Source organism: Teredinibacter waterburyi, assembly GCF_001922985.1.
Lineage (GTDB): Bacteria > Pseudomonadota > Gammaproteobacteria > Pseudomonadales > Cellvibrionaceae > Teredinibacter > Teredinibacter waterburyi.
Map to the genome: position 1 here is coordinate 73880 of NZ_MRUH01000123.1, position 13979 is coordinate 87858.

Here is a 13979-nt window from a genome sequence, read left to right on the forward strand (position 1 = left end):
GCGTGATTGAAATTAGTTGATAAAACTCAGTATGAAGCGCCAATAGCTAGGCCCAAAAAGGGTGATCAAAATGTAGCCTGAGATAGTGATTATTCCGCCGGTGATAATCATATCGCGGCTATTGATGGCGCGTGAACTAAAGGCGATCGCATTCGGCGGGGTACTAACTGGTAGAGCCATCGCCATAGAGCACATTAATGCGAGCGCTACTACCAACGACAATATGTAGTCGCTGCCAAAAGGCAGGTTCATCACGAGGGGAATGATCAACCCTGCCGTCGCTGTGTTGCTCATTACGGTAGACATTACGCCTGCAACGGCGGCTGTAATGGCGAGTAGCGCCCAAGGGGAGCCGGATAAGGGTAGAACATTAATCAAGGATTCCCCCAAACCTGTCACCTGCAAGGCAACGCCGAGTGCTAAGCCGCCAGCTACCATATAGAGTACATCCCAAGGTAGATCGCGGAAATCTTTGGTGTCGAGAAGACCAAACCAAAAACAGAAAATTAGCGGAAATAGACCGATAGTTCCGGTGGCTAGGCCAAGTTGACTGGCAAAAAACCAGCCGCAAGCGGTTACCACAAAGACCCCCAATGCGGCCCAGTGTTGTAGGCTGAAATCTCCGGTATTACGCTCGGGAATGTCGAGTGTAAGGCCTCGGGCAGGGTAGAGTCGTATCAGTAACTGCCACAGTAGTACCAAAAATACAATTAAGAAGGGCAGCGTTAACATCATCCACTTTGCGAAACTAATGGTGTAACCCGCTTTGGTTAGATAGCTTAATGCGATTGCATTCGGAGGCGTACCGATTGGTGTCCCGATGCCGCCCAGATTGCAGGCGAAGGGTATGCAAAGCACCAGCGCCTTACGAAATTGATGCTCTTCTGGGATGCGTTTAATTAATGGGAACACCATGGTTAGCATCATGGCAGTTGTAGCTGTATTACTAATCCACATAGAAAGAAAAGAACAAGCCAAAATGATGCCGAGTAGGGTTGCGCTTGGTTTGCCTTTAGTGCGTTTAAGTATTGCTTGGGCAAAGCGAATATCCAGCCCGTACTTTTGCATCAGGCTAGATAGCACGAAGCCACCAAGAAACAGCAAGATAATATTGGAAAAGAACGGTGCAAAGAAAACAGAACTGGATACTACTTGACCGCTGAGGCCGAGTACAGGAATGAGCCAGACGATTTCCAGCGCTAGGATTAAAAAGCTAACGATAAATAGAGATACCCATTCCGTCACCCAGAGGACGGCGGCAACGAGAAGTATGGCCGCAGTGATTTGCTGCGCAGGCGGTAGTGACATGTATGGAATCGTTACAAATTCTACGATCACGACAGCTAAGATTAACAACGCAGTTGCTGCCCAACTGCCAAATCCAGCCTTGCTCATATAAACTCCTGAACGGTGGGGGCTATTGGAAAAATAGGATGAGTGGAAATTTGGTTGCCCTTATTGTAATGGCAATTCAGAGTGCTAATTGTGCCAATGTGGTTGGGCTTGATCCAAGTCAGGCTTTTGAATGAAGCGCGCCTCGATATGTGTGGGCTTCTCTTGTCGTTTTTGCTGTTTCAGCGCAAATCATGGAGTTGATGCTTAAACTAGCACGGAATAAGTGGAGTATTCGCTCTCCATCCTCTAAAAGGTTTGTGGCAAGCCCCGCTAAACCGGTAACATCGGCATTTATTTTGTTGGGTTGGAGTTTCGATGTTTGAAATAAGTAGATTACAGATAATGAATTTTATTAGTGTCTTCAGGCCGGCGAGTCTGGCGCTGCTTTTTGGGGTTGCTGCGTTAGGAGGCTGTGCCGATACCCATGACGACGCCAGTGTGCAGCAGTCTGCTGAGGCTGAAGCTCTAAATAGAGAGCATTTGAAGCATATTGAAGGCTTAGGCTCTAATGCTGAGCAGAGTCGTATCCTCTATAACGGTAGACCGGTGTATTTAAGTGGGTTCAATATCGCGTGGTTTGATTTCGCCCGCGACGTTGGTGCAGGTATATCCGAGCCAGCATTACGAGTTGCTTTGCAGGATGTGGCTACGGCGGGTGGCAATACGCTACGTTGGTGGATGCATATTGATGGTTCGTTAACGCCGGAATGGGGTGATATTAACGGCGAGCGTATGGTTGTTGGCCCCGGTAAGACCTTTCTCGAAGATCTAAAGCTTGCCTTAGATATTGCCACGGAATACAAGGTTTATATCGTGCCGTCGCTATGGTCTTTCGATATGCTTAAGAAAAACGACTATCGCAACCCGCCTAGTGCCGATAACTTTCGTTTGCTGACTGATCCCCAAGTATTGCAATCTTATATCGATAATGCGCTTATCCCCATGGTCAAGGCGCTGAATTCTCACCCACAATTGGTGGCTTGGGAGCTGTTTAATGAACCGGAAAATATGACGGAAAGTTGGCTGCCAGAACAGAGCGATTTCTATGGAGGGGCCGTTCCAACACTAGAGCAGTTACAACGGGTTCAGGCGACTATGGCGGCAGCCATTCACCGCACTGCGATTGACCAGGGCGAGGTGGCACTGGTCACCACTGGTTCAAAATCTATGGGTAAGTACAATTCTGATGTTGCTGGTGGTTTTAACTGGTATCGAGATGACCGCATGATAACGGCGGCAGGTGGTGATCCTTTGGCGACGTTAGATTTTTATCAGCCACACTACTATAACAATGAAGGTAAACAAGGGCGTTGGTCGCCATTTCATCATCCGGCTAGCTATTGGGCGGTGAACAAGCCGATTGTAGTTGGTGAATTTCATGTTGAAGATTTAAACGTACTTGATGAGCCAATCGCGGCGTTTGATTTATGTAAAGTGCTACATGAGCATGGCTATGCTGGGGGTTGGGGTTGGCAGTGGAACGAGCATTCAGAGCAATTAATTGCCTGTTTGAAGCGACTTCATCAGCCGTCTGCAGCGCAATAATTAGTTTGGTTTATTTAACCATTCAGTTGTTCTTTGTTTAATGAATGGGTTAACTACTAGTACAGAAACACATTGCCGTTTATCGAGTATTGAATAAACGGCAATGTGGATAGTTTGGCTTGCAATGCTATAAAAAACGTTACACATGAGCGTTATAAAAACAACTGTATAAGCTGTATTGACAGTTGCAATATAAGCGTATTCCACACTTTAAGACAGTTGCCTGAGGACCTGTAACGGCGGTGTAGCCACAACCGAACGGGTCGACAGCCATCCCACCATTCCCACCAGCAACGCTCCCATTATGGGGCCAATCAGAATCAACATAGAATTGGGCGCGTAATCGAGAGAAAACACTCGCGTTTGCAAACCGTACAAGGCGGCTTCCGCCGCGATAGCGCCAAGTAAGCCCGCCATCCCGCCTAGGCACCCAAACTCCACTAAGAGTGTTCGAATAACTAAACGCTTGGGCGCCCCTAACGCTCTCAGAATGGCGCTTTCTTGCATGCGAATATCCAAAGTCGACTGAATACTGGTAATTAGCACTAGGGTTCCTGCGGCCAGCACTAAAAGCAAAATAAACTCAATCGCCATCGACACCTGGCTAATAATACCTTGTATTTGCGCGATCATCTGATCGAGTTCAATCAACGAAATTGTCGGAAAGGCGGCTGTCAATTGGTTTAATACGGCTTTTTTATCTGGCGGTAAGTAAAAGCTTGTCAGCCAGTTAGTCGCGGCATCATCTAATACCGGTTGATTAAATATCATAAAAAAGTTCGGATTCATGGAGTCCCATTGCACCGAACGAATACTGGTCAAGGTGGCGGTAAATTCTTGAGCGGTAATACTAAAGGTAAGTTTGTCGCCAACGACTAGTCCTAACCCCTGAGCATAATCTGCTTCTGCGGAGACTTCGAGGCTCTCAGATTCAGCATCGTGCCAGTGGCCATCGGTCACCTTGTTGTCGTCACCTAGGTTTTTAGCCCATGTGAGATTTAGTTCTCGCTCGTAATTCATATGCGATGCGGTTTGTTCAATTCGTGGCGTGATCGATTCGCCATTCACCTCAATAACCCGCCCACGCATCATAGGGTAGAAAGGTTGATGGTCGATTTTATTCGCGACTAACTGTTCTTCTATCTGCGCTTTTTCATGATTAAAGATGTTAAACACAAACACGTTTGGGCTGTGTGTTGGCAGTTGTGATTGCCACTGGCCAATCAACGATGTACGGCTCGCAATAAGCACAAAGAGCAACATAAAAAGGCTGGCAAAAATCATGATTTGGAGCGCATTCACCTGTTGGTGACGCTGTAAGTTTGCAAGTCCAAGACGCCAGCTTTGCCCTAGGCTAGAGGCCACTAAGTTGCCGAGCTGCAGCGTAAGCCAGCCTAGGAAACCAACACCGAAAATAGTTACCAAACAGCCTACAGTAACGATTGCTGTGATTGCCAAGTCACGACTGAAAATTGCGACTAACAGTAGAATACTGAAAAAGCCAATAACCGCAGAAAGTCGCGCAGAAATTAACGCGTCCTCCGAATCTTCGCGCAAAACTTTAGCTGGAGGCACTTTACGCAATGCCAGCAATGGTGGCAGAGCAAAAGAAAATAATGCGACCGATCCTGCAAGAGCACCAACACCGTAGGCGCTATAATTTGCGGCCGCTAGATTAGCCGGCAATAAGTCCGCTAGTAAAGTTAGCAGCAAAATGTGCAGCCCCCAACCACTTAGAAACCCTAAGCTAAGTGTTATAGATGCAACCACGAATAACACAGCGAGGTATCGCTTTGCGATTTGATTGGGGGATTGCCCAAATGTTTTTAGCAGCGCAACGTTAGTTGTTTGACGGGTGGCATAGCGGCGCGCAGCCAGTGCAATTGCAACGCCGCAGAGGATAACGCTCAAACTGCCAGCCAACAGCAAAAACTTCTCGGCGCGCTGTAGTGCTTGATCTAAGCTTTGGCTTCCTTGTTGCGGTGTTGTCCAGCGAAAATGATTGCCAAAATCATCTTGGTGCAGCGTTTTAAATGCGTCCAGTTGTTTGTTTTCACCGGCAAGTAAAAGTGCGTAATTCACTCTGCTGCCGACTTGTACCGCGCCGGTTCTGGGAACGTCTGATTGATGAATCATAATGCGCGGCGCGACGCCGAAAAATGTTTGCGGACTGTCAGGTTCTTTGATTAGTACTGATGTTACGGTCAAGTCAGCATCGCCAATCGTAACAGTATCGCCGGTTTTGATATCCAGTGCTGCCATTAAACGTGCAACAATCCAAGCCTCGCCAGCGGCAGGGCCGTTCGAGACGATTTGACCTTCGTCCGCGGGGTTTTCTGCGATGGTAAGTGTGCCTTTCAGCGGGTAGCTATTAGATACGGCTTTGACGGTGGCAAGTTGCATTGCGTCTTTAGCAAACGCCATTGCTCGAAAACTTTGAATCTGTGCTGATTGTAAGTTTAGCTCGTTGGCGTCCTCAAACCATTCATCTGGAATGTTCATGGAGCTGCGAACTTGAACATCTGCGGCGAGAAATTCCGCGGCTTCCTGTTGAATAGAGTTTTGAATTCGATTGGTGAATAGACTGATACTGGTAACCGTTGCAGTAGCGAGAATAACGGAAAATACTAAGATGCTCAGCTCGCCGCCGCGCCAGTCGCGCCAAATAAAGGTTAAGAGGTTTTTCACGTATCCAGCTCCGCCAATTCACCAGCCGTCATTAAATATTGACGTGTGCAACGCTGCGCGAGCGCTCTGTCATGGGTCACCAGTACAAGTGTTGTGCCGGCCTCTTTATTCATCGCAAAGAGCAGGTCCGCAACCTTACCACCGGTTACGGTGTCTAAGTTCCCCGTCGGTTCATCGGCGAATAAAATAGGCGCTTGTGACGCGAATGCGCGGGCGAGGGCCACGCGCTGCTGCTCACCGCCAGACAGTTGTCGTGGGAAGTGAGTGTGTCGTTCAGCTAGGCCAACACGCCCGAGAAACTCTATGGCTTGTTGCTTTGCTTGCGGGTGGTTGGCGACCTCTAAGGGCAACATAACGTTTTCAAGCGCATTTAAACTGCTAAGTAATTGAAAGTTTTGAAAAACAAAGGATACGAGTTTGCTTCGAACCGCCGATCGTTTTTCTTCATCTAGCTGTGTGATCTCGGTGCCATCGAGGAGGATTTTTCCGGAGGAGGGCGTATCAAGCCCCGCCAGCATGCCTAGCAGAGTCGATTTTCCGGAGCCTGAGGCTCCTACAATCGCGATTGATTCACCACGCTTGATACTAAGGTTGATTCCTTTCAAGATAGTCAACACGCCATCGGTTACGGGTACCTGATGTTGTAGTTGTTCCGTTTTTATCATAGTTATCACTCGTTAACCTTTAAGATGTGTATAAATTTGTTTAGACACCACAGCGCTATTTGTCGCTGCTATTGTGTCAACTAATCGACTTTTCAGTATTAGCGGGGGGCAGCTATATTAATACAATGGTGTTGCTCTATTCTGATGCTATTTGGCATCACTAATAAATTTACCAAGAAGCCATTTTATGATTTCGTCTTTAATTACGACATTTACAGCAGTTTGGTTGTTTTTTGTTCGCTGCCGTTTGCTTGTATTTTTTTCATGCGCTTTTACTGTCGCGCCGTTGCTAAATGCTGAGCCCGACGTTGTTGAGGGCAAAAGAAATATTCTCGTTGTCGGTGATAGTTTAAGCGCTGCTTACAATCTTGCCGTTGAATCGGGTTGGGTGACGTTGCTCGAGCAGCGCTTGGCGACAACGCCAGCCTATAGCGATTACGTGGTTTTTAATGCATCTGCTGGAGGAGCTACAACTGCAGCCGGTCTACAACGTTTGCCCAGCTTAGTTCAGCAATATCGCCCCTACCTTATGATATTAGAGTTGGGTGCGAATGATGGTTTGCAAGGTAAGCCGGTTCCTTATATTACGTCTAACTTACAAAAAATGATTGATATCGCCCTAGCTGCAAAAGCAAAAGTCCTACTGGTTGGTACACGTTTGCCGCCAAATTTAGGGGCTCGCTACACTGGGCCTTTTTTTGATCAATACAGTCATTTGGCTGAGTATAACCGGGTTGCCTTAGTGCCATTTATTCTCGACGGTGTCGCGGGCAATAGCGAACTTATGCAAGCTGATGGTCTACACCCTACGGCGGCAGGTCAACCAATAGTTTTACAAAACATTTGGTCGAGTTTAGAGGCGTTGCTGTGAACTTTAGGTCATTGAGTTCGTACTCAGGGGCAAATTCAGAATAAAAGTTCTAGTGGTATTGGCATTCGGTAGCCTCGGTGGAGTGATTCGTTAACTATACTGGGGTAATGAGTTCTAAGTCTTACATAAAGCGGAGGCGCGGGGTGTTGGCCCTGCATCCTCCGCCTGCTCGTTATTCGGCGTCTGCCTTTGCTGTCTTTCTGCTGATGGGGTTGCTGTTGTTCGGGCTGATATTGCCTGCGGGCGCTTACGGCTATTTATTTGTGTCTGACGAGAGCTTGAGTGAAGTGGCGAGCAAGTGGGGTGGTCTTGCTAGGACTCGGGTGCAGCGCTGGGAGCAGATGATGCTTGCAGACCGCAATAATACTGAACTCAGCGATATGCAGAAGATGGTCAACGCCAATGATTTTTTTAATCAAGTGGAATGGATTTCCGACTTGCAACATTGGGGGGTTGAAGACTATTGGGCTACCCCAGTAGAAACGCTTGCGTCAAATGGCGGCGACTGTGAAGATTACTCAATTGGGAAATACTTCACACTTAAAGCGACCGCAATTGACCCAGATAAGTTGCGGCTTACCTATGTGAAATCGGTCACTTACAATCAGGCGCATATGGTACTTGCGTTTTATCCAACGCCAGATTCAGAGCCGCTAATTTTAGATAATATTAAACACGAAATTCTACCGGCTTCGCAGCGACCAGACTTGATCCCCATTTATAGTTTTGACGCCGAAAGTCTTTGGTTGGCGCATGAGCGGGATCGCAAGTTGGCTCGCAGCCCAGACCAGAGTTTGCCGCAGTGGTACCAGTTGAAGGAGCGGATGAAGTTGTTGATCAAGCGCTAGTGAGTGAATGTTTAGGTTGCTCAGCTATACAAAAAGGCCGCTTTTATAGCGGCCTTTTTTAATCTGCAGAGGTAAGTGTGCGAAGTTGGCAGAATCGTTTAGAAGTTGGTTGGATTAACTGCTGGGCGGTCGTCACGTGTTACAAAGTCACGTTTTGCATAGCCTTTATAGAGCTGGCGCGGGCGACCAATTTTGTATCCGTCTGTGATCATTTCGTGCCAGTGTGCAATCCAGCCAACGGTGCGTCCAGTTGCAAAAATCACTGTAAACATATCAGTTGGAATACCAATCGCTTTCATAATAATGCCGGAGTAGAAGTCGACGTTAGGGTAGAGTTTTTTCTCGATAAAGTACTCGTCTTCGAGCGCTATTTGCTCAAGACGCTTGGCGATACGCAATAGAGGATCGTTCTCTAAGCCCAGCTCGGCTAATACTTCATCACAGGTTTCTTTCATAACTTTAGAGCGAGGATCGAAGTTCTTGTAGACGCGATGCCCGAAACCCATCAAGCGGAAAGGGTCGGATTTATCTTTAGCGCGAGCGACAAACTGGTCGATATTTTTTTCGTCGCCAATTTCTTCAAGCATCTCCAGCACGGCTTCGTTTGCGCCGCCATGGGCAGGGCCCCAAAGAGTCGCTATACCGGCAGCGATACACGCGAATGGATTGGCGCCAGATGAGCCTGCGAGACGAACAGTAGAGGTAGAGGCATTCTGCTCGTGGTCCGCGTGAAGCAGGAATATGCGATCCATTGCGCGAGCGATAACCGGGTTAACGTAGGGGTCGTTGCAAGGCGTGCCAAACATCATGTGGAGGAAATTCTCCGAGTACCCTAAATCATTATCTGGGTACATGAAAGGCTGGCCCTGAGAGTGTTTGTAGCACATTGCGGCAAGCGTAGGCATTTTGGCTATTAAACGGTGTGCGGAAATGATGCGGTGGCGCGGGTCGCTAATATCAAGAGAGTCGTGATAGAAGGCCGAAAGGGCGCCCACTATTCCGCACATCATTGCCATTGGGTGAGAGTCGTAATGGAATCCGCGGAAAAATCGAGCGATCGACTCGTGCACCATGGTGTGGTTGGTGATTATATCAACAAATTCGGTGTATTCAGCTTTGGAGGGGAGTTCGCCATGAAGCAGCAGGTAACAGGTTTCGAGGTAGTCAGATTCTTTTGCCAAAACATCGATTGGATAGCCGCGATGTAACAACACACCTGCGTCGCCGTCAATATAGGTAATCTTAGACTCGCAGGACGCTGTTGATACAAAGCCTGGGTCGTAGGTGAAGTAGCCATTACCTGCAAGGGCGCGGACATCTAAGACGTCGGGCCCAACCGTGCCACTTAAAACGGGCAAATCGATGGGGTCGTTTAGCCCTGTAATCGAGAGCGTGGCTTTCTTGTCAGTCATTTTGGACTCCTGTATTTCTGTGTGCCGGCTGCAGTAATTCTAGAAGCCGCGAGATGAGCGTTCCCCAATCATAAACCAGATTTCAACAATCGCCGAGTGGGTGGCGAATATAAAGTACGGCTCTGAGCAGGTTGCGATCAATTTGGCTGATCTATAACCTTTGTAGGTGCAGATACAGCGTGAATCGTTTTTTACATGTGCCAGGTTCCCGATCAGCTTTCCTCGGTTCTCTTTTGAGTCGTTGAGGAAAGCTATGCTAAAGAGTAACCTCGCGTGGCTGACGCGTTAATCGTCACTTACATCGCGTTAAAGCTAACTTTAACATTTGAATAAGCCTTTAGATGGAAACCCTTTAGGGTTAGTGCGCGCTAGAAGCTCTATTTAAATCAATAAACGTCGTCTAATGAAGGCGTTGTCCGCAGGCCGTCTTGTTATCACGCGTGATAGCGATATGTCGATGGCTATCAATTTTAGTGCTAGCTGAACCAAAATGGGTGAGCTTCTTAAAGTTGATCGGCTGCGGGCGCGTGGATTATAGATAATTTTGAGGTTTTAGGTGTAGCCTTATGCAAAGCAGAATCAAAAAAACCTGCTTTACTTAACTGGGCGTGAGTGAAATTTGAGCATAACGATCCATTGTGGTGAATAATTTGATAAGTTAACCAAATTGGTGCGCGGGAAGGCTGGGGCCACTGGTCCAAAAGCGTGCTAAGTGCTTATAAATAATTGTAATTTTGGTGTGCGATCACTATAATTCCGCGCGGTTTTGGCGGACTATGTGAACGTTTTTTTGGCGCAATTTTCATGTTCGAAATTGTGTTGGTCGTCGATCAGTGCCACTTGTTCGGTGCAGAGTTCAGTCCTGTTGAGTTGTATTTTGGGTGAGGCTCTTGATTTGCCCCGTCTAGAGAAAACCGACTCTATCAATGGCGCGTACTTTTAAACTAAAGTACTTTTCGTTGTTAAGCGCTTGGTGTTTTGCCAGTTATACGGATAAGTTAGTTCGGTTATAGCTTTGTTGTTTTAGGTTTCGCGCAGGTGCTTAAAGTTGCAAGGCCGGTCGCGCCCTTGTTTTATAGCTGAGTTGGTTATCCAAACGCTGATTCAGCAATGTATTACGTCGTTCGGTGAAACAGTCACGTGCGATATATGGCGGTACCGACTTATTTAGGTTGGTGCGCCTCAGATCCAAATTTTCATACTATGTTTTCAACTCTTGAATGCAAGGTGCAACTACATCGTGAAAGATAAAAGACCGGTTAATCTAGACCTCTCCACAGTCAAGTTCCCCATAACGGCGATAGCGTCAATAACACACAGGGTGTCCGGTGTGATATTACTTGCTGGAGTATTGCTGTTGTTGGTGATGCTGGATATGAGCCTATCTTCGGAAGACTCGTTTGCTGAATTGCAGCAGCTAATGTCGGCTGTTTGGGCGAAGCTTATCGTATGGGCGGTGCTTTCGGCGTTGGCTTATCACTTAGCTGCAGGTGTTCGACACCTCATCATGGACCTTGGCTTTGGTGAATCGCTAGAAGGCGGTCGACTAGGTGCCAAGCTAATGTTCGCAGTGGCTTTGTTAATGATCGCGGGTTTGGGGGTTTGGTTATGGTAACGGCAGTAACGAATTGGGGGCGTAGTGGCCTTCACGATTGGCTAATACAGCGTTTTACCGCGATTGTTCTGGCGGCTTACACTTTGTTTTTGGTGGGTTTTATTATTTGTCACCCAAACTTAACTTACGCTGAGTGGTCTGGCCTGTTTGGCACGCTTTGGATGCGAGTGTTTAGCTTGCTAGCGTTAGTTAGTACTGTCGCGCATGGTTGGATAGGGCTGTGGGGTGTGCTTACAGACTACATTACTACGCGCATGGTTGGTGGTTCAGCATTGTTTTTACGTATGACCGCTATGCTTATATATGTCCTTATTTGCGTAACCTTCGTAGTTTGGGGTGTGGAAATTATTTGGGGGTTAAGTTAATGGGTAACATGCGTACTATATCATTCGATGGCATAGTGATTGGCGGTGGCGGTGCGGGTATGCGCGCCGCATTACAAATGGCACAGTCAGGCTTTAAAACGGCGGTTATCACGAAAGTTTTCCCGACACGATCGCACACTGTATCCGCTCAGGGCGGTATTACCTGTGCTATTGGCAGTTCTGATGAAAATGATGACTGGCGGTGGCATATGTACGACACCGTTAAAGGCTCAGATTATATCGGCGACCAAGATGCAATCGAGTATATGTGCTCGGTTGGTCCAGAGGCTGTTTTTGAACTCGAACACATGGGCCTCCCTTTTTCAAGAACTGAAAACGGCCGTATTTACCAGCGTCCATTTGGTGGGCAGTCGAAGGATTTCGGGCGCGGCGGTCAAGCGGCACGTACCTGTGCGGCAGCAGACCGAACGGGTCATGCGTTACTTCATGCCCTTTATCAAGGTAATGTAAAAAGTAACACGGTATTCTTGAACGAGTGGTTTGCGGTTGATTTGGTTAAAAACCAAGACGGCGTTGTTTGTGGCGTTATTGCAATTAACATTGAAGACGGCGAAACGGTCTTTGTTAAGTCGAAAGCTACTGTTTTGGCGACTGGCGGTGCAGGCCGAATTTACGCTTCTACTACCAATGCCCATATCAACACCGGTGATGGCATCGGGATGGCGTTGCGCGCGGGCTTCCCCGTACAAGATATCGAAATGTGGCAGTTCCACCCAACCGGTATATACGGTGCCGGTGTCTTGGTTACAGAAGGCTGCCGCGGTGAAGGCGGTTATCTTGTAAATAAGGATGGTGAGCGCTTTATGGAGCGTTATGCTCCTAACGCAAAAGATCTGGCGGGGCGCGATGTTGTTGCTCGTTCGATGGTATTAGAAATTTTAGAGGGGCGTGGCTGCGGCGAAAATGGCGACCATGTCTTCTTGAAGCTTGATCACTTGGGTGCCGACACCTTAAACCAGCGCTTGCCAGGTATTCTTGAGTTGTCGCGAACCTTTGCTCATGCCGACCCAATTAAAGAACCCATTCCGGTAGTGCCAACGTGCCACTACATGATGGGCGGAATTCCGACCAATATTAACGGACAAGCGCTCACGGTAGATGCCGACGGCAACGATCAGGTAATTGACGGGCTCTACGCTTGTGGCGAAGTTGCTTGCGTATCTGTTCACGGGGCGAACCGCCTTGGCGGTAACTCGCTACTGGATTTGGTGGTGTTTGGTCGTGCCTCGGGCTTGTTTATCGAGAAGTCGTTACGCGAAGGTATCGAAATGCGTGCGCCTTCAGAGACTGATATTGAAGCGGGTATGTCACGCTTGAATCGCGTCAATGCATCAAACAGCACTGAGTCTGCACCAGTATTACGTGCAGAGCTGCAGGGCATTATGCAGAACCACTTCGGTGTTTTCCGCAAAGGCGAGTTTATGCAAGAGGGCATTCGTAAATTGGCCGATCTGCGTGAGCGCGTTGAAAATGTTGGGCTTAGCGATAAGAGTGGTGCTTTTAATACAGCGCGTATTGAAGCCTTAGAGATCCAAAACCTGTTTGAGGTTGCTGAAGCGACGGCGATAGCAGCAGAAGAGCGAAAAGAGTCTCGCGGTGCTCATGCTCGTGATGATTTTCAAGATAGAGACGATAAAAACTGGTTGTGCCATTCCATGTATTACCCAGTCGATAAGCGCGTGGGTAAGCGAGCCGTAAACTTTGCGCCAAAAACGATGGACGCATTTGAACCTAAAATTCGTACCTATTAAATCTTGTAATGTTGGGTGACCAAGACATGCTGAAAGTTGAAGTTTATCGTTACAATCCGGAGACCGATCAAGCTCCTTATATGCAGTCCTACGAAATCGACACCAAAGGCAAAGACTTAATGGTGTTGGACGTGCTCGAGCTTCTAAAAGAAGAAGACGCTAGCCTTGCCTACCGCCGTTCTTGTCGCGAGGGTGTTTGCGGGTCAGATGGCATGAACATTTCGGGCAGAAATGGTTTGGCCTGTGTTACGCCTTTGTCTGAAAGCGTTAAGGGCAACAAGTTGGTGCTGCGACCTTTGCCAGGCCTGCCTGTTGTGCGCGATTTAGTAATTGATATGACCCAGTTTTACGATCAATTCCATAAAATCGACCCCTACCTTCAAAACGACACACCAGCGCCGGCTATTGAACGCCTGCAATCGCCGGAAGAACGTGAGAAGCTTGACGGTCTGTACGAATGTATTTTGTGTGCCTGTTGTTCGACCAGCTGCCCATCATTTTGGTGGAACCCAGACAAGTTTATCGGTCCTGCGGGATTGCTTCAGGCCTATCGCTTTTTGGCCGATAGCCGAGATACCGCGACTGATGAGCGCTTAGCTAAGTTGGATGACCCGTTCAGTGTTTTCCGCTGTCACGGTATTCAGAACTGTGTGGATGTCTGTCCAAAGGGCTTGAACCCAACACGTGCGATTGGTCATATTCGCAACATGTTATTACATCGCGGCGCTTAGTCTCGTCGCAAACCCGTCGATCTTAGCGTTGATCGGCGTAGAGGTTTTTGCAAACTTCACTCAGCGCCGTTA

At 47.9% G+C, this 13979-nt stretch carries 11 protein-coding genes; 7 read left to right on the plus strand and 4 right to left on the minus strand.

Annotated features, from left to right (window positions below; all coding sequences use genetic code 11):
- Positions 1 to 12: 12 nt before the first annotated feature.
- Positions 13 to 1395, minus strand: coding sequence for an SLC13 family permease (locus IDZ20_RS09190; protein WP_188151136.1), 1383 nt, complete (start codon positions 1393 to 1395; stop codon positions 13 to 15).
- A 315-nt stretch (positions 1396 to 1710) separates the two neighbouring features.
- Between IDZ20_RS09190 and IDZ20_RS09195 the strand changes: the two genes are divergently transcribed.
- Positions 1711 to 2940, plus strand: coding sequence for a cellulase family glycosylhydrolase (locus IDZ20_RS09195; protein WP_188151137.1), 1230 nt, complete (start codon positions 1711 to 1713; stop codon positions 2938 to 2940).
- Positions 2941 to 3150: 210 nt separating this feature from the next.
- Here the strand turns inward: IDZ20_RS09195 and IDZ20_RS09200 are convergent, their stop codons facing one another.
- Entirely contained in the window at positions 3151 to 5628 is a 2478-nt protein-coding gene (locus IDZ20_RS09200) for an ABC transporter permease (RefSeq protein WP_188151138.1), read from the minus strand.
- On the minus strand, positions 5625 to 6293 hold the full coding sequence (locus IDZ20_RS09205) for an ABC transporter ATP-binding protein (RefSeq protein WP_188151139.1): 669 nt from the start codon (positions 6291 to 6293) through the stop codon (positions 5625 to 5627). The genes IDZ20_RS09200 and IDZ20_RS09205 overlap by 4 nt, the downstream gene beginning before the upstream one ends.
- Positions 6294 to 6480: 187 nt before the next feature.
- Between IDZ20_RS09205 and IDZ20_RS09210 the strand changes: the two genes are divergently transcribed.
- Positions 6481 to 7164 (plus strand): arylesterase, encoded by a 684-nt coding sequence (locus IDZ20_RS09210; RefSeq protein WP_188151140.1) that lies wholly within the window; start codon positions 6481 to 6483, stop codon positions 7162 to 7164.
- 143 nt (positions 7165 to 7307) lie between these two features.
- Positions 7308 to 8012, plus strand: a complete 705-nt coding sequence (locus tag IDZ20_RS09215; RefSeq protein ID WP_245792228.1) for a transglutaminase-like cysteine peptidase — start codon at positions 7308 to 7310, stop codon at positions 8010 to 8012.
- A 98-nt stretch (positions 8013 to 8110) separates the two neighbouring features.
- Here the strand turns inward: IDZ20_RS09215 and gltA are convergent, their stop codons facing one another.
- Positions 8111 to 9424 (minus strand): citrate synthase, encoded by a 1314-nt coding sequence (gene gltA, locus IDZ20_RS09220; RefSeq protein ID WP_188151141.1) that lies wholly within the window; start codon positions 9422 to 9424, stop codon positions 8111 to 8113.
- A 1240-nt stretch (positions 9425 to 10664) separates the two neighbouring features.
- On the opposite strand from gltA, the gene sdhC reads away from it, so the two are divergent.
- The 4 genes from sdhC to IDZ20_RS09240 are packed head-to-tail and all read left to right on the plus strand — an operon-like array spanning position 10665 to position 13907.
- Entirely contained in the window at positions 10665 to 11039 is a 375-nt protein-coding gene (gene sdhC, locus IDZ20_RS09225) for a succinate dehydrogenase, cytochrome b556 subunit (RefSeq protein WP_188151142.1), read from the plus strand.
- Entirely contained in the window at positions 11033 to 11404 is a 372-nt protein-coding gene (gene sdhD / locus IDZ20_RS09230) for a succinate dehydrogenase, hydrophobic membrane anchor protein (protein ID WP_188151143.1), read from the plus strand. The genes sdhC and sdhD overlap by 7 nt, the downstream gene beginning before the upstream one ends.
- Positions 11404 to 13176: a succinate dehydrogenase flavoprotein subunit gene (gene sdhA / locus IDZ20_RS09235; RefSeq protein ID WP_188151144.1), complete on the plus strand. Its 1773-nt coding sequence runs from the start codon at positions 11404 to 11406 to the stop codon at positions 13174 to 13176. Before sdhD ends, sdhA begins: the two co-directional genes overlap by 1 nt.
- Before the next feature lie 26 nt (positions 13177 to 13202).
- On the plus strand, positions 13203 to 13907 hold the full coding sequence (locus tag IDZ20_RS09240) for a succinate dehydrogenase iron-sulfur subunit (RefSeq protein ID WP_188151145.1): 705 nt from the start codon (positions 13203 to 13205) through the stop codon (positions 13905 to 13907).
- Positions 13908 to 13979: the final 72 nt, after the last annotated feature.